Consider the following 24,026-nt stretch of genomic DNA (forward strand, 5'->3'; position numbering starts at 1 on the left):
TCTACGTGAAGCACGACGCCCGGCAGCTGCTGGCGGCCTGGAACGACACCACCACCGACGTCCCGGAGGCGGGCCGCACGCTCACCCGGCTGCTCAGCGAGCAGGCGGCCCGCACCCCGGACGCGACGGCGCTGGTCTTCGAGGGCGAAACCCTCACCTACCGCGCCCTGCACGAGCGGGCCAACCGGCTCGCGCACCTCCTGATCGGCCGCGGCGTCGGCCCCGGCGTCCTCACCGGCGTCTGCGTCGACCGCTCTTTCGACCTGGTCGTCGCCCTGCTCGGGGTGCTCAAGGCCGGCGGCGCCTACGTCCCGCTCGACCCGGACTACCCGGCCGACCGGCTGGCCTTCATGGTCGCCGACAGCGCCGCTCCCGTCGTCCTGACCCAGAGCTTCCTCGACGACGCCGACCTCGCCGCGTTCCCGGCCACCGAGCCGGAAACCACGACGACCAGCCAGGACCTGGCCTACGCCATCTACACCTCCGGCTCGACCGGCCGCCCCAAGGGCGTCCTGGTGCCGCACGAGGGGATCGTCAACCGGCTCGCCTGGACGCAGGCCGAGTACGGCCTCACCGCCGCCGACCGCGTCCTGCAGAAGACGCCGTCCAGCTTCGACGTCTCGGTCTGGGAGTTCTTCTGGCCGCTGCTGACCGGCGCCACGCTCGTCGTCGCGCGCCCCGGCGGCCACCGTGACCCCGCCTACCTGGCCCAGCTGATCCGCGCCGAGCGGATCACGACGCTGCACTTCGTGCCGTCGATGCTCCAGGCGTTCCTGCTCGACCCGGCCGCGGCCACCTGCACCGGCCTGCGCCGCGTCCTGTGCAGCGGCGAAGCCCTGCCCGCCGAACTGCAGGCCCGGTTCTTCGACACCCTGCCCGGCGTCGAGCTGCACAACCTCTACGGCCCCACCGAAGCCTCCGTCGACGTCACCTCGTGGGCGTGCCGCGCCGACGGCGGCCCGGTCCCGATCGGCCGTCCGGTGTGGAACACGCAGACCTATGTCCTGGACGCGCAGCTGCGACCGGTCGCCCCGGGCAACGCCGGGGAGCTGTACCTCGCGGGGATTCAGCTGGCCCGCGGTTACCACCGCCGGCCCGGCCTGACCGCCGAACGGTTCATCGCGTCGCCGTTCGTGCCGGGGGAGCGGCTGTACCGCACCGGCGACCTCGCCCGCTGGACCGACGACGGCGCCCTGCTCTACCTCGGCCGCACCGACCACCAGGTCAAGATCCGCGGCCTGCGCGTCGAGCTGGGCGAGATCGAGTCCGTGCTCGACCGCCAGCCCGGCGTCGGCGGCTCGTGCGTCCTGGCCCGCGAAGACCGCGAAGGCGACCAGCGCCTCGTCGGGTACGTCGTCCCCGACGGCGTCACCCCGGACATCGAGGCCCTGCGGACCGCCCTGGCCGCGGACCTGCCCGAGTACATGGTGCCCGCCGCGTTCGTCGTGCTCACCGAACTGCCGCTGACCCCCAGCGGCAAGCTCGACCGCAAGGCCCTGCCCGCACCGGACTGGACCGCGTCCCGCACCGGCCGCGCCCCGCGCACCCCGCGGGAAGCCGCGCTGTGCACGCTGTTCTCCGAGATCCTCGGCGTCGACGGCGTCGGCATCGACGACGGCTTCCTCACCCTCGGCGGCCACTCGCTGCTCGCCGCGAAGCTCGTCTCCGGGATCCGCGCGACGCTGGGCGTCGAGGCCGCGATCGGCGACGTCTTCCGCGCGCCGACCCCCGCCGGCCTGGCCGAGCTGCTCGAAGACGCCGCGCCCGCCCGCCTGCCGCTGACCCCGCGCCGGCGTCCCGAGCCGATGCCGCTGTCGTCGGCCCAGCGCCGGTTGTGGTTCCTCGACCAGGCCGACACCTGGAACGCCGGCTACCACGTCCCGCAGGCCGTCCGCCTCGACGGCCCGGTCGACACCGGCGTGCTGCGTCTCGCCGTCGCCGACGTCGTCGCCCGCCACGAAGCCCTCCGCACGGTGTTCGTCAGCCACGGCGACGAGCCCGTGCAGCGGATCCGGCCCGCCGGCGACGTCCCGTGGACGTTCGCGGAGTCCACTGAGGACACGCTCGCCACCGATCTGCGCGCCGCCACCGAAGAGAGCTTCGACCTCGGCCGCGAACTCCCGATCCGCGCCGCCTTGTTCACGCTGACCACGGGCGGGTCGGTGCTGCTGCTGGTCGTGCACCACATCGCCTGCGACGGCTGGTCGATGGCGCCGCTGCTGCGCCAGGTCGGCGAGGCCTACACCGCCCGCACTCGCCACGAAACCCCGGCGTGGGCACCGCTGCCGGTCCAGTACGCGGACTACACGCTGTGGCAACAGGAACTGCCCGTCGACAACGACCTCGCGTACTGGCGTGACACGCTCGCCGGCCTGCCCGAGGAACTGCCGCTGCCCACCGACCGGCCCCGCCCGCCGGTGGCGAGCCACCGCGGTGGTGTCGTCCCGATGGACGTCCCCGCCGAGGTGCGCGCCAAGCTCACCGAGCTGGCCGCCGAGTCCGGCGCGACGCTGTTCATGGTCCTTCAGGCCGCCTTCGCCGCACTGCTGACCCGCCTCGGCGCCGGCGACGACGTCCCGGTCGGCTCACCGGTCGCCGGGCGCGGTGACGCCGCCCTCGACGACCTGGTCGGGTTCTTCGTCAACACCGTCGTGCTGCGCACCGAGACGAGCGGCGACCCGACGTTCCGCGAGCTGCTCGGCCGGGCCCGCGAGACCTGCCTGGCCGCCTTCGAACACGCCGAAGTGCCCTTCGAGCGCGTCGTCGAGGAGCTGAACCCCGCCCGCTCGCTCGGGCGCCACCCGCTGTTCCAGGTCCTGCTGGTGCTGCAGAACAACCTCGCCGCCGAACTGGACCTGCCCGGGGTGCGTGCGACGGGCGAGCGCGTCGACATCGGCTACGCGAAGTTCGACCTGGCTGCGATCTTCGAGGAACGCGACGGCGAACTGACCGGCCTGCTGGAGTACGCGAGCGACCTGTTCGACCGCGACACCGCCGCCACCCTGGCCACCCGGCTGCTGCGCGTCCTGGCCGCCGTCGCCCAGACGCCCGACGTCCGGATCGGCGACCTCGACCTGCTCGACGCCACCGAGACCGCGCAGGCCGTCGCGGGCGGGATGACCCGGCCCGCCGCCGCGAGCGTCACGCTGCACGAGGTCGTCGAAGGCCGCGCTCGCCACACGCCCGACCGCACCGCGCTGCTGTTCGAGGACCAGGTCGTCACCTACGCCGAGCTGGACGCCCGCGCCAACGGCGTCGCCGCGCTCCTGACGGACATCCCGACCGGCCGGATCGTCGCGATCTGCCTCGATCGCGGCCCGGATCTCGTCGCGGCGATCCTCGGCGTGCTCAAGGCGGGCTGCGGCTACACCCTGCTCGACCCGTCGTTCCCCGCCGAACGCCGTCAGCTGCTGGCCGAGCAGGTCGACGCGCCCGTGGTGCTCGACGATCTGTCCACAGTGGTCCCGACCGCGACGGGCCCCGGACTCGCCGTGCCCGTCACCGGCCCGGCCTGCGTCATGTTCACGTCGGGCTCCACCGGCACGCCGAAGGGCGTCATCGCCTCGCACGAAGCCGTCGCCACGACGATCCTCGGCCAGGGTTACGGCGGCGCCGTCTGGCTGCAGACCGCGCCGATCTCCTGGGACGCCTTCGCGTTCGAACTGTTCGGCGCGCTGCTCACCGGCGCCGCCTGCGTGCTGCAGCCCGGCCCGAAGCCCGAGCCCGCGCTCATCGCCGAGCTGGTGGAGCGCCACGGCGTCACCACGATGTTCGCCTCCGCCAGCCTGCTGAACTTCCTGCTCGACGAGTACCCGGCAGTGTTCACGCAGGTCAGCGACGTCTACACCGGCGGCGAGGTCGCCTCGGTCACGCACATCACCAAGGCCCTGACGGCGTTCCCGGACCTCACGGTCACCAACGCCTACGGCCCGGTCGAGAACATGATCTTCGTCAGCGGCCACCGCGTCACGGCGGCCGACCTCACGGGCGCGCCCATCCCGATCGGCGTGCCGCTGCACGGCAAGCGCGCCTACGTCCTGGACGAGCGGCTGCGGCCCGTCGCGCCCGGCGTCGTCGGCGAGCTGTACGCCGCGGGCGCCGGCATCGCCGACGGCTACGTCGGCCGCCCCGACCTCACCGCCGTCCGGTTCATCGCCTCGCCGTTCGCGGCGGGGGAGCGGATGTACCGCACCGGCGACCTCGTCCGCCGCCGCGCCGACGGCGTCCTGGAGTACATCGGCCGCGCCGACGACCAGGTCAAGATCCGCGGGTTCCGCGTCGAGCCGGGGGAGATCCGGACCGCGCTCGGCACCCACCCGGCCGTCACCGGATCCGCCGTCGTCGTCCGCGAGGACCGGCCGGGTCAGAAGCTCCTGGTCGCCTACGTCGTCGGCTCGCCGGCCGACTTCCGCGGGTACCTGGCCGAGCGGCTGCCCGAGCACCTCGTGCCGTCGGCGTTTGTGCTGCTGCCCGCACTTCCCTTGACGCCCAACGGAAAGCTCGACCACCGCGCCCTGCCCGCCCCCGAGCGCACGAGCACGCGCCGCGCGCCGCGCACCCCGCGTGAAGAAGTCCTCTGCGGGCTCTTCGCCGACGTCCTCGGCGTCGAAACCGTCGGGGTCGACGACGGGTTCTTCACCCTCGGCGGCCACTCCCTGCTGGCCGCGCGGCTCGTCGCCCGGATCGGCGCGGTGCTGGGTGTCCGGATCGGTGTCGCGGACGTCTTCCGCGCCCCGACCGTGGCCGCGCTGGCCACGGTGCTCGACACCGCCCGCGCCGCCCGCCCGGCCATCACCACCCGCCCGCGCCCGGAGGTGCTGCCGCTCTCGTCGGCGCAGCGCAGCCTGTGGTTCGTCGAGCAGCTCGACGCCGCCGGCGCCGCCTACAACGTGCCGCGGGCCCTGCGCCTGATCGGCCCGCTCGACGTCCCGGCGCTGCGGGCCGCGTTCGCCGACGTCGTCGAGCGCCACGAGTCGCTGCGGACGGTGTTCCCGGACACCGACGGCGTCCCCCGCCAAGAGATCCGGCCGCTCACCGAGCTGCCCTGGGCCGAGGACGTGGCGGACGTCGACGAGTTCGCCTCGCGTGCGTTCGACCTGGCCGCCGACCTGCCGGTGCGGGCCGCGCTGCTGCGCCACGCCGACGAAGACCACGTCCTGGTCATCGTCACCCACCACATCGCGAGCGACGGCTGGTCCCTCGCCCCGCTGCTGCGCGACCTGTCCACCGCGTACGCGGCGCGCGTTGAAAACCAGGCGCCGACCTGGGCGCCGCTGCCGGTGCAGTACGCGGACTTCGCGCTGTGGCAGCAGGACCTGGCCGACGACTCGGCCGACTACTGGGCCGGTGCCCTCGCCGGCCTGCCCGACGAGATCACCCTGCCCTTCGACCACCCGCGCCCGCCGGTCGCGACCCACCGCGGCGCCGCCCTCCCGGTGACCCTGGACGCGGACCTGCACGCCCGCCTCCTCGACGTCGCCCGCGGCGAGCACGCGACGCTGTTCATGGTGCTGCAGGCCGGGTTCGCCGCGCTGCTGTCCCGCCTCGGCGCCGGCGACGACGTCGCGGTCGGCACCCCCTCGGCCGGACGCCCGGACGCCGCGCTCGACGACCTCGTCGGCTTCTTCGTCAACACCCTCGTCCTGCGCACGGACCTCTCCGGCGACCCGAGCTTCACCGAGCTGGTAAGCCGGGTCCGGGAAGCCGCCCTCAAGGCGTTCGACCACGCCGACGTCCCGTTCGAACGCGTTGTGGAACGCCTCAACCCCGCGCGCTCGACCGCCCGGCACCCGCTGTTCCAGGTGATGCTGGCGCTGCAGAACAACGTCGCGGCCAACCTCGCGCTGCCCGGCACGACCGCGTCGGACGTGCCGGTGGCCACCGCGACGGCGAAGTTCGACCTGACACTCAACCTGGAGGAGAACACCGCCGCGGACGGCGCGCCGGCCGGAATCGGCGGCTACCTGGAATACGCGACCGACCTGGTCGACCCGGGCACCGCGGCCGACCTCGCCGACCGGTTCGTGCGGCTCCTCACGGCCGCCGTCAACGCTCCCGCGGCCCCGCTGTCCACAGTGGACCTGCTCTCCGCCGCGGAAGCCGCCGCCATCAACGAGGCGAACGGCGAGACGGCCCTGCCGCTGCCGGACACGTCGGTGATCGAGCTGTTCGAGGCTCAGGCGGCCCGCACGCCGGACGTGCTCGCGCTGGAGTTCGGGGCCGCGAAGCTGACCTACGGCGAACTGAACGCCCAGGCCAACGGGCTCGCGCACCACCTCGCCGAGCGGGGCGCCGGACCCGAGCGGTACGTCGCCCTGGCCCTGCCGCGGGACGAAAAGCTGATCGTCGCGATGCTCGCCGTCCTCAAGACCGGCGCCGGCTACCTCGCACTCGACCTCGACTACCCGGCCGACCGGCTCGCCGCGATGCTCGAGGACGCCGACCCGGCCCTCGTGCTCGTGAACGAAGCAGGCGCGGTGCCCGGTGACCCGGCGCGGCACGTCCTGTTGGCGGAGGCGGAGATCGGGACGGCGTGCAACCCCGTTCAGACCGCCTCCCCGGACAGCCCGGCGTACGTGATCTTCACGTCCGGCTCGACCGGCCGCCCCAAGGGTGTCGTCGTCCCGCGCCGGCCACTGCTGAACTTCCTGCTGGACATGGTCGATCGCTTCGGCATCACGCACGGCGACCGCCTTCTCGCCGTCACCACCGTCGGGTTCGACATCGCCGGGCTGGAGATCTTCGCGCCCCTGCTGGCCGGGGCGACCGTCGTGCTCGCCGGCCGCGACACCGTCCGCGACACCCGCGCCCTGGCTACCCTCGCCGAGGACGGCGTCACGATCATGCAGGCCACGCCCAGTCTCTGGCACGCCCTGCTGGCCGAACCCGTCGACCTGACCGCCGTGCACGTCCTGGTCGGCGGCGAAGCCCTGCCCGACGACCTCGCCGTCGCGCTGCGGGCGCGGGCCGCGTCGGTCACCAACATGTACGGCCCCACCGAGACCACCATCTGGTCCACCACCGCCCGCGTCGACGAAGGCTCGCCGACCATCGGCACGCCGATCGCCAACACCCAGGTCTACGTGCTGGACCGCGCGTTGCGGCCGGTGCCGCCGGGGGTGCCGGGTGAGCTGTACATCGCCGGTGACGGCGTCGTGCGCGGCTACCTCGGCCGTCCGGACCTGACCGCCGACCGGTTCGTCGCCAACCCCTTCGCCACCGGGGAGCGGATGTACCGCACCGGCGACCTGGTCGCCCGCCGCCGCGACGGCGAGATCCGGTTCCTCGGCCGCGTCGACCACCAGGTCAAGATCCGCGGCTTCCGCATCGAGCTGGGCGAGATCGAGGCCGTGCTGGCCACCCACCCCGAGGTCGCGCTGCGCGCCGTCGTCGTCCGGGAGGACCGGCCCGGTGACAAGCGCCTGGTCGCCTACGTCGTCGGCACCGCCGATGTCGAGACGCTCCGCCGGCACGTCGCGGCCGCCCTGCCCGCGTACATGGTGCCCTCGGCGTTCGTGCTGCTCGACGAGCTGCCGCGGACCCCGAACGGCAAGCTCGACCGCAAGGCCCTGCCCGCGCCGGCCGTGGAGACCAGCACCGGAGCGGCACCGCGGAACGCCCGCGAGCACGCGCTGTGTGCACTGTTCGCCGACGTGCTCGGCGTGCCCGAGGTCGGGATCGACGACGGCTTCTTCGACCTGGGCGGGCATTCGCTGCTGGCCACCCGCCTCGCCGGGCGGATCCGGACGGCGCTCGGCCTCGACGTCACCGTGCGGGCCCTGTTCGCGAACCCGACCGTGGCCGGGCTGAGCGACAGCCTGGGCGACGCGGTCGTGACGCGTCCGGCTGTCACCGCGCGGCCCCGGCCGGAGCGACTGCCGCTGGCGCCGGGTCAGGAGCGGCTCTGGTTCCTCGCCCGCCTCGACGCCGACGACACGGCCTACCACATGCCGATCGCCCTGCGCCTGCGCGGCGACATCGATGCCTCCGCGCTCGCCGCCGCACTGTCCGATGTGGCCGGCCGCCACGAAGCCCTGCGCACGTACTACGCCGAGGACGAGTCCGGGCCGTACCAGGTGATCCTGGATTCCTTCGAGGTCCCGTTCGAGATCGGCACCGGCTCGGTCGCTGACGCCGCGCGCACCCCGTTCGACCTGGCCGCCGCGCCGCCGGTGCGTTCGTGGCTGTTCAGCGAGGGCGACGAGCACATCCTGCTCGTGCTGACCCACCACATCGCCGGGGACGGCTGGTCGATCCCGGTGTTGCTGCGCGACCTGGCCGACGCCTACGCGACCCGGCTCGACGGCCGCGCTCCGGAGTGGGTGCCGCTGCCCGTGCAGTACGCGGACTACACGCTGTGGCAACGAGAACTCGACAGCGACGTCGCGTATTGGACGGACGCCCTGGCCGGTCTGCCCGAGGAACTGGCCCTGCCCTACGACCGCGGCCGGCCCGCCACCGCGGACCACGCCGGCGGGGCCGCGGCCGTCACGATCCCGGCCGAGCTGCACGCGCGGCTCCTGGAGCTGGCGGCCGGGCGGCGCGCGACCCTGTTCATGGTCCTGCAGGCCGCCCTCGCCACGCTGCTGGCGCGCTTCGGCGCCGGCGACGACGTCCCGATCGGCACCCCGGTCGCCGGCCGCACCGACCCGGCGCTGGACGATCTGGTCGGGTTCTTCGTCAACACCCTGGTGCTGCGGACCGACGTGAGAGGCGCGCCGCCGTTCACCGAGCTGCTGGACCGCGTCCGGGAAGCCGACCTGAGCGCGTTCGAGCACGACGACGTCCCGTTCGAGCGCCTGGTCGAGGAGCTGAACCCGGCCCGGTCGGCGGCGCGGCACCCGCTGTTCCAGGTGATGCTGGTGCTGCAGCAGGACAACCCGCCGGTCGCCCTGTCCGGTGTGGACGTCGAGCCGTTCGAGGTGACCCGCTCGGTGGCCAAGTTCGACCTCACCGCCGCGCTGGAGGAACACGGCAACGGCGGGGGGATCACCGGCGCCTTCGAGTACGCGACCGCGTTGTTCGACGCCGCCACCGCCGAGCGGCTGTCCGGCGCGTTCGTCCGGCTGCTGGAGCAGATCGCCGACGCGCCCACGACCTCGGTCGCGGCGTTCGACGTGCTCACGGCCGCCGACCGCGACCTAGTGCTGGCTTCGGGCAACGCCGCCCAGGTGAGCGCCACGCCCGAGGACTGCCTGCACACCATCGTCGAACGACAGGACTCCGACGCCGTCGCGATCCTGTTCGACGGCTCCGCGATGACCTACGGCGAGCTGAACGCCCGCGCCAACCAGGTCGCCCACCACCTCCTCGACGACGGCGTCCAGCGCGGCGAGGTCGTCGGTGTCCTGCTGGACCGCGGCTTCGACTTCGCCGTCACGGTGCTCGGCGTGCTCAAGTCCGGTGCCGCGTACACCTTGCTCGACCCGAGCTACCCGGCCGAGCGCCTGGCCGCCGTCACCGAGCAGGCCCGTGTGACGCGGATCCTGATGACCGCGCCGAGCCACCCGGACACCACCAACCCGGACGTCGAGCTGACCCCGGCCGACCTGGCGTGTGTCATGTTCACCTCCGGCTCGACCGGCGTGCCCAAGGGCGTCGCGACGTCGCACCGCGGGGTCGTCGCCACGATGGGCCAGGACTACGCGACCTTCGACGCCGGCCAGGTGTGGCTCCAGTGCGCCCCGGTCTCGTGGGACGGTTTTGCGCTGCAGCTGTTCGGCGCGCTGCTCTACGGCGGCCGCACGGTCCTGCAGCCCGGCCAGAACCCCGAACCCGAGAAGATCGCCGCGCTGGTCGTCGAGCACGGCGTCACCGTGCTGCACGCCTCGGCGAGCCTGTTCAACTACCTGCTCGACCAAGAACCCCAGGTCTTCGGCGTGCTGCGCCGCGCGATGACCGGCGGCGAGCCGGCGTCCGTCGCCCACGTGACCAAGGCGCTGCGCGAGTACCCGGACGTCGCGCTGATCAACGGCTACGGCCCGGCCGAGAGCATGGGCTACACGACGTTCCACCCGATCACCGCCGCCGACCTCGGCGGCCCGGCCATCCCGATCGGCCGCCCGGTCGCGAGCAAGCGCGCTTACGTTCTTGACACGCACCTCGCCCTGGCCGCCCCGGGCGTCACGGGTGAGCTGTACCTCGCGGGCAACGGTCTCGCCGACGGCTACCGCGGCCTGCCCGGCGCGACGGCCGAGCGGTTCGTGGCCGACCCGTTCAACGCCGGTGAGCGGATGTACCGCACCGGTGACCTGGTCCGCTGGAACGCCGAGGGTGTGCTGGAGTACGTCGGCCGCGCCGACGACCAGGTCAAGGTCCGCGGCTTCCGCGTCGAACCCGGCGAGGTGCAGGCCGTGCTGGCTCGCCACGACGGCGTCGAGCAGGCCGCCGTGATCGTCCGCGACGGCCGGCTCATCGGGTACGTCGTCGGTGACGCCGAACCCGCCGCGCTGCGGGCGTACGTGGGCGAGCGGCTGCCGGACTACCTGGTGCCCTCGGCGATCGTGCCCCTGGCCGAGCTGCCCCGGACGGCCAACGGCAAGCTCGACCGCCGTGCGCTGCCGGCACCGGAGTTCGCGGCGGCGTCGTCCCGGCGCCCGCGGACCGTCACCGAGAACGTCCTCTGTGGACTTTTCGCCGAGGTGCTCGGGCTGGCCGAGGTCGGCGTCGACGACGGGTTCTTCGACCTCGGCGGCCACTCGCTGCTGGCCGCCCGGCTGATCGGCCGCGTCCGCGCCGTGCTCGGCGTCGAGCTGGGCATCCGCGACCTGTTCCGGACCCCGGCCGTCGCGGGCCTCGCCGAAGTGCTCGGGGACGCCGCCCCGGCGCGGCCGCCGGTGACCCGCCGCGAGCGTCCCGAACGGCTGCCGCTGTCGTTCGCGCAGCAACGGCTGTGGTTCGTCGACCAGGCCGAGGAAGCCAACGCCGGCTACGACGTCCCCCGTGCCCTGCGGCTGCGTGGCACCCTCGACGTCGCAGCGCTGCAGGCAGCTTTGGCCGACGTCGTCGAGCGGCACGAAGCCCTGCGCACGGTCTTCCCGTCGCACGAGGGCGAGCCGTGGCAGGAGATCCTGACCGCGCCTTCGGTGCCGTGGACGTTCACGCAGTCCACCGAGGACAAACTGGCGGGGGTGCTCTCGGCGGCCGCGTCGCACGTCTTCGACCTGCGGACGGAGCTGCCGCTGCGGGCCCACCTCGTCGAGATCGCCGCCGACGATCACGTCTTGCTGCTGGTGCTGCACCACATCGCCAGTGACGGCTGGTCGGCCGCGCCGATGCTGCGTGACCTGTCGGCGGCCTACACCGCCCGCGTCACCGGGGAGGCGCCGAAGTGGGCGCCGTTGCCGGTCCAGTACGCGGACTACACGCTCTGGCAGCGCGAAGTCCTCGACGAAACCGAGCTGGCCGGGCAGATCGCCTTCTGGCGCGACGCTCTCGCCGGCGCCCCTGAAGAGGTGGCTCTGCCCGCCGACCGGGTGCGCCCGGCTGTCGCGACCCACCGCGGCGGGGCGGTGGACTTCGCGCTCGGCGCCGACGTCCACGCGGCCCTGGCCGACCTGGCCCGGGGCAGCGGAGCGACGCTGTTCATGGCCCTGCAGGCCGGGTTCGCCGCACTGCTGTCGCGGCTCGGCGCCGGGGACGACGTCCCGCTCGGCGCCGTCGTCGCCGGCCGCGGCGACACCGCGCTCGACGACCTGGCCGGGTTCTTCGTCAACACCCTGGTGCTGCGCACCGACGTCTCCGGGCAGCCGACGTTCCGGCAGCTCCTGGACCGCGTCCGCGACACCGGTCTCGCGGCGATGGCGCACGCCGACGTCCCGTTCGAGCGGGTCGTCGAAGAGCTCAACCCGGCCCGGTCGGCGGCGCGGCACCCGCTGTTCCAGGTGATGCTGGTGCTGCAGAACAACGTCGCCGGCGAACTGCGGCTGCCCGGTCTGTCCGCCGAAGCCGTCGCGGTCCAGCGGGACGTCGCGAAATTCGACCTGACCGCCGGTATCGAGGAGAACCGCGCCGCCGACGGCACGCCGACAGGTCTCACTGGCCAGCTGGAGTACGCGGCCGACCTGTTCGACGCCTCGACGGCGGAGTCGATCGCGACCCGGTTCGCCCGGTTCCTGACCGCCGCCGTGTCCGCTCCGGACGTCCCGGTGACGGCGTTGGACCTGCTCACCGCGGACGAGCGCGCCGGCATCCTGGCCCAGGGCACGACCACGACGACGGCCCCCGCGATGCGGCTGCACGAGCTGGTCGAGCGGCAGGCCGCGTGGACGCCGGACGCGATCGCGCTCGTCTTCGAGGGTTCGTCGTTGACCTACGGCGACCTCGACACCGAAGCCAACCGCCTCGCCCGGCACCTCATCGCCGAGGGCGTCCGCCGCGGTGACGTGGTCGGTGTCCACATCGGACGCGGTCCGCGGCTGGCCGTCGCGCTGCTCGCCGTGCTCAAGGCCGGGGCCGCCTACACCGTGCTGGACACGGACTTCCCGGCCGAACGCCTGGCCGGGGCCCTGCGCCGGACCTCGGCCGCGCTGGTCCTCACCGACGGAGGTGAGCTGCCCGGCCGCCGGATCGATGTCGTGGCCGACGCGGCCGCGATCGCCGTCCGCGACGGCGGTGTCCTCGGCCTGCCCGGCAGCCCGGACGACCTCGCCGTCGTCATGTTCACCTCCGGCTCCACCGGCGTGCCCAAGGCCGTCGCGGCCCCGCACCGGGCCGTCGTCGGCACGCTGACCGGCCAGGACTACGCCGGGTTCGGCCCGGCCGACGTCTGGCTGCAGTGCGCGCCGGTCTCGTGGGACGCCTTCGGCACCCAGCTGCTCGGCCCGCTGATGGCCGGCGGCAAGGTCGTGCTCCAGCCCGGCCAGCGTCCCGACCCGGCGCTGATCGAAGACCTGGTCGTGGCGCACGACGTCACGGTCCTGGACGTCTCGGCGAGCCTGTTCAACTTCCTGCTCGACGAGCACCCGGCGGTGTTCGAGACGGTCCGCCGCGCGATGACCGGCGGTGAAGCGGCGTCACCCGCGCACCTGGCGAAGGTGCTGCGCTCGTACCCGCAGGTCGCCGTGATCAACGGGTACGGCCCGGCTGAGACCATGGGCTTCAGCACTTTCCACGCGGTCACGGCGGTCGACGGCCCGGTTCCGATCGGGCGGCCGCTCACCGGCAAGCACGCCTACGTCCTCGACGCCCACCTTCAGCCGGTACCCGCCGGTGTGGCCGGCGAGCTGTACCTGGCCGGTGTCGGCACCGCCCACGGGTACCTCGGGCAGCCCGGCGCCACCGCCGAGCGGTTCGTCGCGAACCCGTTCGGCGCGGGGGAGCGGCTGTACCGCACCGGCGACCTCGCCCGGTGGAACGCCGACGGCGTGCTGGAGTACGCCGGCCGCGCCGACGACCAGGTCAAGATCCGCGGCTTCCGCGTCGAACCCGGCGAAGTCCAGGCCGTGCTGGCCCGGTTCGAAGGCGTCACGCAGGCCGCGGTCGTGGCTCGCGACGGGCTCCTGGTCGCCTACGTCGTCGGCACCGCCGACCCGGCCGCGGTCGCGGAGTACGCCGCCGCGCAGTTGCCGGACCACCTGGTCCCGTCGGCGATCGTGCCCCTGGAAGAACTGCCCCGCACGGCCAACGGCAAGCTCGACTGCACGGCCCTGCCCGCACCCCGTCTGGTCAGCTCCGGGCACGTCGCGCCCCGGACGTCCACCGAGGTCACGCTGGCCGCGATCTGGGCCGACGTCCTCGGCATCCCCGAACCGGGTGTGGAGGACAACTTCTTCGCCCTCGGCGGACACTCGCTGCTGGCGGCGAAGGTGACCGGCCGGATGCGCACCGAGTTCGGCGTCCGGCTGGGTGTGCGGGCGCTGTTCGAGGCGCCCACGATCGCGTCGCTGGCCCGGCTCGTGCCGGAAGCGTCCACAGTGGACTTCGAGCCGATCCCGGCTCGTGACCGCTCCGCTCGTACGCCGCTGTCGCCGGTGCAGCGTGGCCTCTGGTTCGCCGAACGGCTGGCGCCGGGGTCCGCCGAGTACCTGGTCCCGCTGGCCCTGCGGATCGAGGGTGACCTCGACGTCGAGGCGCTCACCGGCGCGCTGTCGGCGCTGGTGGCGCGACACGAGGTGCTGCGCAGCCGGTTCGTCGAAGTCGATGGCGAGCCCGCGCAGGTCGTCGACGCGGTGCGGCCGATGCCGCTCCCGGTCACCGACGTGACCGACGTCGAGGCGTTCGTCCGGTCTCAGGTGGACATTCCGCTCGACATCGAGCACGGTCCGGTGTTCCGGGCCGCGCTCGGCCGGGTGTCGGCCACCGACCACGTGCTCGTCCTGTGCTTGCACCACATCGTCGCCGACGGCTGGTCCATGAGCGTCCTGGCCGCCGAGCTGCGCGACCACTACGCCGGGATCCGCCCGGCCACGCTGCCGGTGCAGTTCGGCGACGTCGCCGCGTGGCAGGCCGCCGCGTCCGACGAAGCCGGGCTCACCTTCTGGCAGCAGGCCCTCGACGGGATGCCGCACGTCGCGGAGCTGCCCGCCGACCGGCCCCGGCCCCTCGTGCGGGACATCGCCGGCGCCAAGACGCCGGTGCACGTGCCCGCGGAGGTCGTCGGCAAGCTGGCGACACTGGGGGCCGGGCACGGCGCGAGCCTCTTCATGACCGTGCTGGCCGCGTTCGAGGTGCTCATCGGCCGCTACACGGCCATGCGGGACTTCGCGATCGGCACCCCGGTGTCCGGCCGCAGCCACCCGCAGACCGAGCCGCTGGTCGGGCACTTCGTCAACACCGTGCCGCTGCGCGCGGACCTGACCGGCGACCCGGCCTTCACCGAGCTGCTGACCCGCGTCCGCACCGGCACGCTGGCCGCGTTCGACCACGACGACGTCCCCTTCGACCGGATTGTCGAACTGCTGCGCCCGCAGCGCGACCTCACCCGCACCCCGCTGGTGCAGATCGTGTTCGCGCTGCAGAACAACGACGAAGCCGGCTGGGTCCTGCCCGGTCTGGCCGTCGAGCGGCTGGCCGTCGACACCCGGGTCAGCAAGTTCGACCTCGAACTCGCCCTCGCCCAGGACGCCGACGGCGCGCTGACCGGCATCTTCGAGTACCCGACGGCCCTGTTCGACACGACGACGATCGAGCGGCTGGCCGGCCACTTCACGACGCTCCTGGCCCGGATCGCCGACGCTCCGGAAACCCCGGTCGGCGAGCTGGACCTCCTCGGCACGACCGAACGCGAGCACCTGATCAACGGCGTCAACGACACGGTCGTGGCCTACGACGAGGACGTCTGCCTGCACCACCTCATCTCGCAGCAGGCCGCGCAGACGCCGGACGCGGTCGCCGTCGAGTACCTGGACGAGCACATCGACTACGCCGAACTGGAACGCCGCGCCGGCGGCCTCGCCGCCCGGCTGGCGGCGCACGGCGTCGGCCCGGACGTCCCGGTCGGCCTGCGGATGGACCGCTCGATCGACCTGATCGTCGGCCTGGTCGCCATCCTCAAGGCCGGCGGTGCGTTCGTCCCGATCGAGACCGACGCGCCCGAACCGCGCGTGCTCGGCATCCTCGGCGACGCGAACTCGCCGGTCTGCCTGGTGAACGCGGGCGCGAAAACGCCGTCGGACAGCGAGGTCGTCTTCCTCGAAGTGTCCGGTTTGGACGGAGAAGCGCCCGAACTGATCGACACCACCCACCCGGACAACCTGGTGTCGATCTACTACACCTCCGGCTCCACCGGGAAACCCAAGGGCGTCGCCAGCACCCACCGCGGCTGGGTCAACCGGCTGCGCTGGCACCAGGACACCTACCGCCTCCAACCGGGCGAGGGCGTCCTGCAGAAGACAACCCTGGTGTTCGACGACGCGGCCGTGGAATGCCTGTGGCCGCTCATCGTCGGCGGCCGCGTCGCGCTGATCCCGCCCGGCCTGCACCGCGACCCGGCCGCGATCCTGGCCGGCGCCGTCAAGCACCAGGTGTCGAACCTGCAGTTCGTGCCCAGCATGCTGACGCTGTTCCTGGAGCAGCTCACCCCGGCCGACCGCGCGGCCCTCAAGCCGCTGCGCAACGTCATCACCAGCGGCGAGGCGCTCCAGCCGGAACTGCTGAAGCTGTTCTTCGACCGGCTGGGCGAGAACGCGACCCTGCACAACCAGTGGGGCGCCACCGAGGTATCGATCGACTCGACCATGCGCGAATGCCTCCGGTCCGACCTCGACGGCGCGGGCTCGGTGAGTGTCGGCTCGCCGATCGCGAACAACCAGATCCACGTCCTCGACGAGCACTTCCGGCCGGTCCCGGTCGGCGTCCCCGGTGACCTGTTCATCGGCGGTGTCGGCCTGGCGCGGGGTTACCTGGGCAACCCGGGCAAGACGGCGGCCGCGTTCCTGGCCAGCCCGTTCGTGCCCGGCGAGCGGCTCTACCGCACCGGCGACCGCGGCCTGCGCACCCCCGACGGCGCGTTGACCTTCCTCGGCCGGCAAGACTCGCAGGTCAAGATCCGCGGCATCCGCGTCGAGCCCGGCGAGGTCGAGCAGGTGCTCCTGGAACTGCCGGGTGTCCGGGAGGCGGCCGTGACGGTGTGGCAGCCGTCGCCGGGGGACAAGCGCCTCGCCGGGTACGTCACCGCGCAGGCCGGCGTCACGCTCACCGAGGCCGAGGTCCGCGAGCAGCTGCGCGAACGGCTGCCCGTCTACCTCGTGCCGACGGCCCTGAGCGTGCTGCCGGAGTTCCCGACCACCACCAGCGGCAAGATCGACCGCAAGGCGCTGCCCGCGCCGGCCGCGGCCGGCGCGGAGTACCGGGCGCCGGAAGGCCCGGTCGCGGAGCTGGTCGCCGAGGTGCTGCAGAGCGTGCTCGGCGTCGAGCGGGTCGGCGCGGACGACAACTTCTTCGACCTGGGCGGGCACTCCCTGCTGGGCGTGCGGGTGGTCGCCGAGCTGCGCAAGCGGCTCTCGGCCGACATCCCGATCCGGCTGATCTTCGACTCGCCCACGGTCGCGGAACTCGCCGACGCCGTCGCCCGCGCCACCCGGCGCGAGTTCCAGGCCATCCCGAAGCGGCCGGCCGGTCCCGCACCGCTCGCGGGTGTGCAGGTCGGCATGTGGCTGGCCGACCGGATGGCGCCGTCGAGCGCGGAGTACCTGGTGCCCAACGCGGTCCGGCTGCGCGGCATCCTGGACGTCGACGCGCTCGCCGCCGCCCTGACGAAGCTGGTCGAGCGGCACGAGATCCTGCGGACCCGGTTCGTGGAGCTGGACGGCGAGCCCAAGCAGGTCGTCGACCCGGCCGGGCCGGTCCCGCTGCCGGTCACCGACATCGACGAGGTCGAGCCGTTCCTGGTGGCGCGGCCCATCGACCTCGCCACCGGGCCGGTCTTCGCCGCCGCGCTCGGACGGCTGGCCGAGAACGACCACGTGCTGGTGTTGTCGGCGCACCACATCGTGCTCGACGGCTGGTCCGAAGGCATCCTCGCCGAGGAACTGCGCGACCTCTACGCAGGCGTCGACCTGGCGCCGCTGCCGGTGCAGTACGCCGACGTCGCGACCTGGTCCCAGCCGACCGAAGCGGACGTCGAGTTCTGGCGGACGCAGCTTTCCGGGGTCCCGCAGGTCGTGCAGCTGCCCGCCGACCGGTCCCGGCCGGCGGTGCGGGACCCGCGGGGCGCGCGGTACGAGTTCAGCGTCCCGGCGGAGCTGGCCACCCGGCTCGGCGAGCTGGGTGCCGAGGCCCGGGCCAGCCTGTTCATGACGCTGCTGGCCGGATTCCAGGTGCTCGTCTCCCGGCACACGGGCCTCCGTGAGTTCGCGGTCGGCAGCCCGGTCGCCGGCCGCGACCACCCGGACACCGAACGGCTGATCGGCCAGTTCGTCAACACGCTCGCCCTGCGCGCGGACCTGACGGGCTCGCCGGGATTCACCGAGCTCGTGGAGCGCGTTCGTGAGACGGCGTTGAACTCCTTCAGCCACCAGGAAGTCCCGTTCGACCGGGTCGTCGCCGAACTCCGGCCCGAGCGTGACCCCAGCCGCAACCCTCTGGTGCAGCTGATGTTCGCACTGCAGACCGTCTCCGAAGGCGGCTGGGAACTCGGCGACCTCGACTGCGAGCCCCTCGGCATCGAGACGGGCGCGGCCAAGTTCGACCTCGCCATGGTGCTGCGCGAGCAGCCCACCGGCGCGGTCGACGGCGTCCTCGAATACCCCGTCGCGCTGTTCGACGAGGAGACGGTCGCCGCGTTCGCCGAGCGCTACGTCCGGCTGCTGACCGGGTTCGCCGCCGATCCGCAGCGCCCGGTGGACCGCATCGCGATGCTCGACGCGGCCGAGGTCACCCCGCTCGACGGCACCGCCCCCGGCGGGACGTTCGCGGGGCTGGTCGAAGCTCAGGTGCGACGTGATCCGGACGCCCCGGCCGTGCTGGCCGGACCGGACTCGCTGACCTACGGCGAACTGGACAAGGCGGCCAACCGCGTGGCCCGCGTCCTGCGGGCTCGCGGTGCCGCGCCGGAGACGGTGGTCGCGCTGCTGCTGCCGCGTTCGGCCGACCTGGTCGTCGCGCAGCTCGCGGTCGTCAAGACCGGAGCCGCGTTCCTGCCGGTCGACCCGAGCTACCCGGAGGAGCGCATCCGCTACATGCTCGACGACGCCGACCCGGTGCTCACCCTCCGGGAGCTGCCGGAGTCCACAATGGACGACAGCCCGCTGGACGTCGGGGTCGAGGCGGAGAACGCGGCGTACGTGATCTACACGTCGGGCTCCACCGGACGGCCGAAGGGCGTCGTCGTCAGCCACGCCGGCCTCGGCACGCTGGTGGCCAACACCGTCGACGCCTACCAGGTCGGCCCCGGCGACCGGGTCCTGCAGTACGTGTCACCCAGCTTCGACGCCTCGGTCCTCGAACTCTGCGCCTCCCTGATGACCGGAGCCGCGCTGGTCGTCACCCCGCCGGGGCCGCTGCTGGGGGACCAGCTGCGGGACGTCCTCGCCGAAGGGCGCGTCACTCACGCGCTGATCCCGCCCGCGGCACTGGCCACCGTGGAGGATCCGGATCTGCCGGACTTCCGCACGGTCGTGGTCGGCGGCGACGTCTGCCCGCCCGAGCTGGTGGCGAAGTGGGCGCCGGGCCGTCGGATGCTGAACATGTACGGCCCGACCGAAGCCACGGTCGTCTCGACGGTCAGCGAACCCCTGGTGCCGGGACAGCAGGTGACCATCGGCGGTGCGCTCAAGCACACCCAGGCCTACGTGCTGGACGACCGGCTCCAGCCGGTGCCATCGGGGGTGGCGGGCGAGCTGTACGTCGCGAGCCCGGGCCTGGCCCGCGGGTACTTCGGGCGTCCGGGGCTCACCGCGAGCAGGTTCGTCGCCAACCCGGCCGGCGGGCGGATGTACCGCACCGGCGACCTGGTCCGCCGCACCCGCGCCGGGAACCTCGAGTTCCTGGGCCGGACCGACGACCAGGTCAAGATCCGCGGCTTCCGCATCGAACTCGGCGAAGTCGAGGCCGCGCTGCGGGCCCACCCGGCGCTCACCGCGGCGGTCGTGCTCGCCAAGCCGGATCCGGCCGGGCAGAAACGCCTGGTCGCGTACGTCGTCGGCGACGTCACAGCAGCCGATCTGCGCACTGACCTGGCCCAACGGCTGCCGGACCACCTGGTGCCGTCCGCGTTCGTCGTGCTCGACGCGCTGCCGGTCAACGCCAGCGGCAAGCTCGACCGGGCCGCGCTGCCCGAACCGGCCGAGGAGACGGCGGACTACGTCGCCCCCAGCAGTCCCGAGGAGCAGCTGATCGCCGACATCTGGGCCGAGGTGCTCGGCGTGCCCCGCGTCGGGCTCGGCGACGACTTCTTCGCACTGGGCGGGCATTCCGTGCTCGCCGCCAAGGTCCGCATGCGGCTGCAGGCCGCGTTCGGGGTGGACCTGTCCCTGCCCGTGCTCTTCCAGACCACCACGGTCACCGCGCTCGCCGCGGTGGTCCACACCGAGATCGAGGCCGAGCTCGCCGGCATGTCCGAGCAGGAGCTTCTCGACTCCCTCTCCGAGGAGGCCAGCGCATGACCACGTTCGACACCCGCACGGACGCCGGAGGCGACACCGATCGCGCCGCCCGGCTGCGGGCCGCGGTGCTCGCCCGGCGGCTGCGCGGCCGGGCCACGGCACCGGTCCGCACCTTCGGCCGTGCCGACCGCGACGTCCCGCTGCCGCTCTCGGCCGGCCAGCAGCGGCTGTGGTTCCTCGACCGCCTCGACCCGGACAGCGCCGAGTACGCCGTGCCGCTCCTGCTCCGCCTGGACGGCGACCTCGACGTCGACGCCCTGCAGCGCGCCCTCGACGCCCTGGTGGCGCGCCACGAGATCCTGCGCACCACCTACGTCGCCGAGGACAACAAGCCGCGTCAGGTCATCGGCGCCCCGGCCCCGGTCGACCTGCCGGTGGTCGAGGGCGACGTGGACGCCGTACTGGCGGAGTACGTGAGCCGCCCGTTCGACCTCGCCGCCGGCCCGGTGTTCCGGGCGATGCTGGTCCGTGAGACGCCGCGACGGCACGTGCTGGCGCTCAACGTCCACCACATCGCCTGCGACGGCTGGTCCCTGCCGGTCCTGCTCGACGACCTGCGCAAGCTCTACACCGGCGCCGAGCTGCCGCCGATCGAACTGTCCTATGCGGACTTCGCCGTCTGGGAACAGTCCCGGCCGGACGTCCACGAAGTGGCACTGGCCTACTGGAAGGACCGGCTCGCCGGCCTGGAGACCCTCGAGCTGCCCGCGGACCGCCCGCGCCCGGCCACCCGCGACCACCACGGCGCGTCGGTCCGGTTCACCATCCCGGCGCCGGCGGCGGTAGCGGTGATCGACCAGGGCAAGGCGGTCGGTGCGACGCCGTTCATGACGCTGCTCGCCGCCGCGTACGTCGTGCTGGGCCGGCACACCGGCCGTGAGGACATCGCCGTCGGCACCCCCGTCGCCGGCCGTTCGCGGGCCGAGCTGGAGCACATGGTCGGGTTCTTCGTGAACACCGTCGTCGCCCGCGGCGACCTCTCCGGCGACCCGGACTTCGCGACGCTGGCCGAGCGCGTCAAGGTGGCGCGGCTGGCCGACCAGTCCCACGAGGACCTGCCCTTCGAACGCCTCGTCCAGGAGCTGGCCCCGGAACGCGATCTCGCGCACACCCCGGTCGTCCAGGTGATGTTCGCCGTCTACGACGCCTCCGAAGGCGAGGGCGCGCTGGGCGACCTCACGGTGTCCTCCGTGGACCAGGAGTCGAGCACGGCGAAGTTCGACCTGATGATCTCCTTCGTCCGCCAGGCCGACGGCTCCGTGGCCGGCGTGCTGGAGTACGCGACCGCGTTGTTCGACCAGATCCGGATGGCGCGGATGGGCGAGCACTTCGTCCGCCTCTTCACCGAGCTGGCCGCCCGCCCCGCCGCCCGGCTGTCCGAAGTGGACGTCCTCGGCGCCGACGAGCGCACGCTGCTCCTGGACACCTGGAACGCCACCGCCGAGCCCTACCTGCGCGGCACCCTGCACGGCCGGATCGCCGAACAGGCCCTTTCCAACCCGGACGCGATCGCTGTCCGCTGCGGCGCCGTCGAGCTGACCTACGCCGAGCTGGAGACCCGCGCGACCCGGCTGGCCCAGCGCCTGCGCGCCCAGGGTGTCGGCGTCGAAACCCCGGTCGGCGTGCTCTGCGAACGCGGGCCGCTGCTGCTGCCGGTGCTGCTGGCCATCCTCAAGACCGGCGGCCACTACATCCCGCTCGACCCGGCCTACCCGCAGGACCGCAAGGAGTACATGCTCCGCCAGGCCGGCGCCCGCGTGCTCGTCACCACCCGCCGGTACGCCGACGAGAACCTCGGCGACGTCGTCGTCTTCGCGGACGAGGCCGTGGCCGACGACCCGGCGCCGTGGGCCGACCCGGTCGTCGACCCGGAAAACCTCGCCTACGTCATCTACACCTCCGGCTCCACCGGCCGCCCCAAGGGCGTGATGATCAGCCACCGCGGGGTGCTGCACTACCTCGACTGGTGCCGCCAGGCCTACCGCGCCGACGAGGGCGACGGCGCGCCCGTGCACTCCTCGCTCGCCTTCGACCTCACCGTCACCGGGCTGTTCCTGCCGCTGCTGTGCGGCACGACGGTGACGCTGGTGCCGGAGGACGAGCACCCGGTCGCCGGGCTCGCGGACGTGCTGTCCAGCGGCCGGAAGTTCAGCTTCGTCAAGCTCACCCCGGCCCACCTCGAGCCGCTCCGCCGCTGTCTGGAGCCCGGGGCGGCGGCCGCGGCCGCGCACCTGGTCGTCGGCGGTGAGCAGCTCACCGCCGAGGCCGTGGAGTTCTGGCGCGAGAACGCTCCGGACGTGGTGGTGGCCAACGAGTACGGCCACACCGAGACGTCGGTGGCCAACGTGATCAACCTGCTGCCCGCGGCCGAGTGCGTCACCACGCCGATTTCGGTGGGCCGGCCGATCTGGAACACCGAGGTCTACCTGCTCGACGAGCACCTGCGCCCGGTCCCGGTCGGCGTCACCGGCGAGCTGTACGCCGGCGGCGCCGGGGTCGCCCGCGGCTTCGCCGGGAGCCCGGGCCTGACCGCGGCCAAGTACGTGCCCAACCCGTTCGGGCCCGGCCGCCTCTACCGCAGCGGCGACCTGGCCCGGTACCTGCCGGACGGGCAGCTGGAGTTCGTCGGCCGCACCGACCACCAGGTCAAGGTCCGCGGCTACCGGATCGAGCTGGGCGAGATCGAGGCCGCGCTGGTCGGCGGCCCCGGCGTCACCGAGGCGGTCGCGGTGGTCCGCGACGGCGCCCTCGCCGGGTACGTCGCACCGTCCACAGTGGACGTCGAGGAGTTGCGGGCGCATCTGGCCGAGCGGCTGCCGGAATACATGGTTCCGTCGACCCTGACCACTTTGGACACCCTGCCGCTCACTTCGAACGGCAAGATCGACCGCGTCGCCCTGCCCGCACCGGACGCCAAGCCGGTCTCGACGTCCGGCGTCCTGCCGCGCGACGAGCTGGAGATGGCCCTGGCCAAACTCTGGGAAGACCTGCTGGGACGCCGCGTCGGTGTCACCGACGGCTTCTTCGAGGTCGGCGGCCACTCGCTGCTGGCCGTGGTGCTGGTCGACCGGATCAAGGCCGAGCTGGGCGCCACCGTCGGACTGGCCGAGGTGTTCCGCGCGCCGACCGTCCGGGCGCTGGCCGACCACATCCGCGCCGGGGACAGCGGCGGGGGACTGGTCGTCCCGCTCTCGCCGGGACGCGCCGGTGTCGCGCCGCTGTTCCTGCTGCCGCCCACCGCGGGCAGCCCGTTCCCCTACCTGCAGCTGGTCGCCGAGCTGGACCCGGCACTGCCGGTGTTCGGCCTGCAGGCCCCCGGCTTCGCACCCGGCGAAGACCCGGTCCACACCATCGAGGAACTGGCCGCGGCGTTCGTCGCCGACCTCCTGCCGGTCGCCGGGGACCGGCCGATCCGGCTCGCCGGCTGGTCGCAGGGCGGGTCGGTGGCCTTCGAAATGGCCGCGCAGCTGGAAGCCGCGGGCCGCGCGGTCGAGCACCTGTGCGTCATCGACGCGACCGTCCTCGGCGTCGACGACTACGGCAACCCGCTGCCCGACATCGACACCAGCGACCCGCTGGCCTGGTTCGGCGAGGCGATCCTGAAGCTCGAACCCGGGGTGGACACGCTGGACGAGATGCTCGCCGAGGCCCGTGACCGCGGCATGGTCTCGGAAGTCGCGGGCAACGCCGTGGTCGAGCAGATGGCCCGGGTCTACCTGGCCGGCAAGGACGCGGTCGAGGCCTACCGCTGCCGCGCGGTCGTCGACACCGGCATCCACCTGATCACCTCCACCGGCACCCACCCGGTGAAGGGCCGCCCGGAGGTGCGCCCGGAGAGCTGGCGCGCCCGCACGCGCGGCGAGCTCACGGTGACGCCGGTTCCGGGCCACCACTGGGACATGGTCGAACCGCCGCACGTGGCGGAGCTGGCGCGGGCCGTGCTGGCCGGGCTGGCCGGGCTGGCCGTGACCGCCGACGAGTGAA

1 protein-coding gene and 1 pseudogene are annotated in these 24,026 nt (G+C 73.4%); both read left to right on the plus strand.

All coding sequences use genetic code 11. The features are described from left to right. Positions 1 to 5: 5 nt before the first annotated feature. Positions 6 to 20,042 (plus strand): annotated as a pseudogene (locus OG494_RS12565) (non-ribosomal peptide synthase/polyketide synthase); the annotation flags it as partial. After that, positions 20,039 to 24,025 carry a non-ribosomal peptide synthetase gene (locus OG494_RS12570; RefSeq protein WP_328455151.1) on the plus strand — a complete coding sequence of 1,329 codons (3,987 nt, stop codon included), beginning with the start codon at positions 20,039 to 20,041 and terminating at the stop codon, positions 24,023 to 24,025. The pseudogene OG494_RS12565 and the gene OG494_RS12570, both read left to right, overlap by 4 nt. Position 24,026: the final 1 nt, after the last annotated feature.

The organism is Amycolatopsis sp. NBC_00438 (assembly GCF_036026695.1).
Classification (GTDB): domain Bacteria; phylum Actinomycetota; class Actinomycetes; order Mycobacteriales; family Pseudonocardiaceae; genus Amycolatopsis.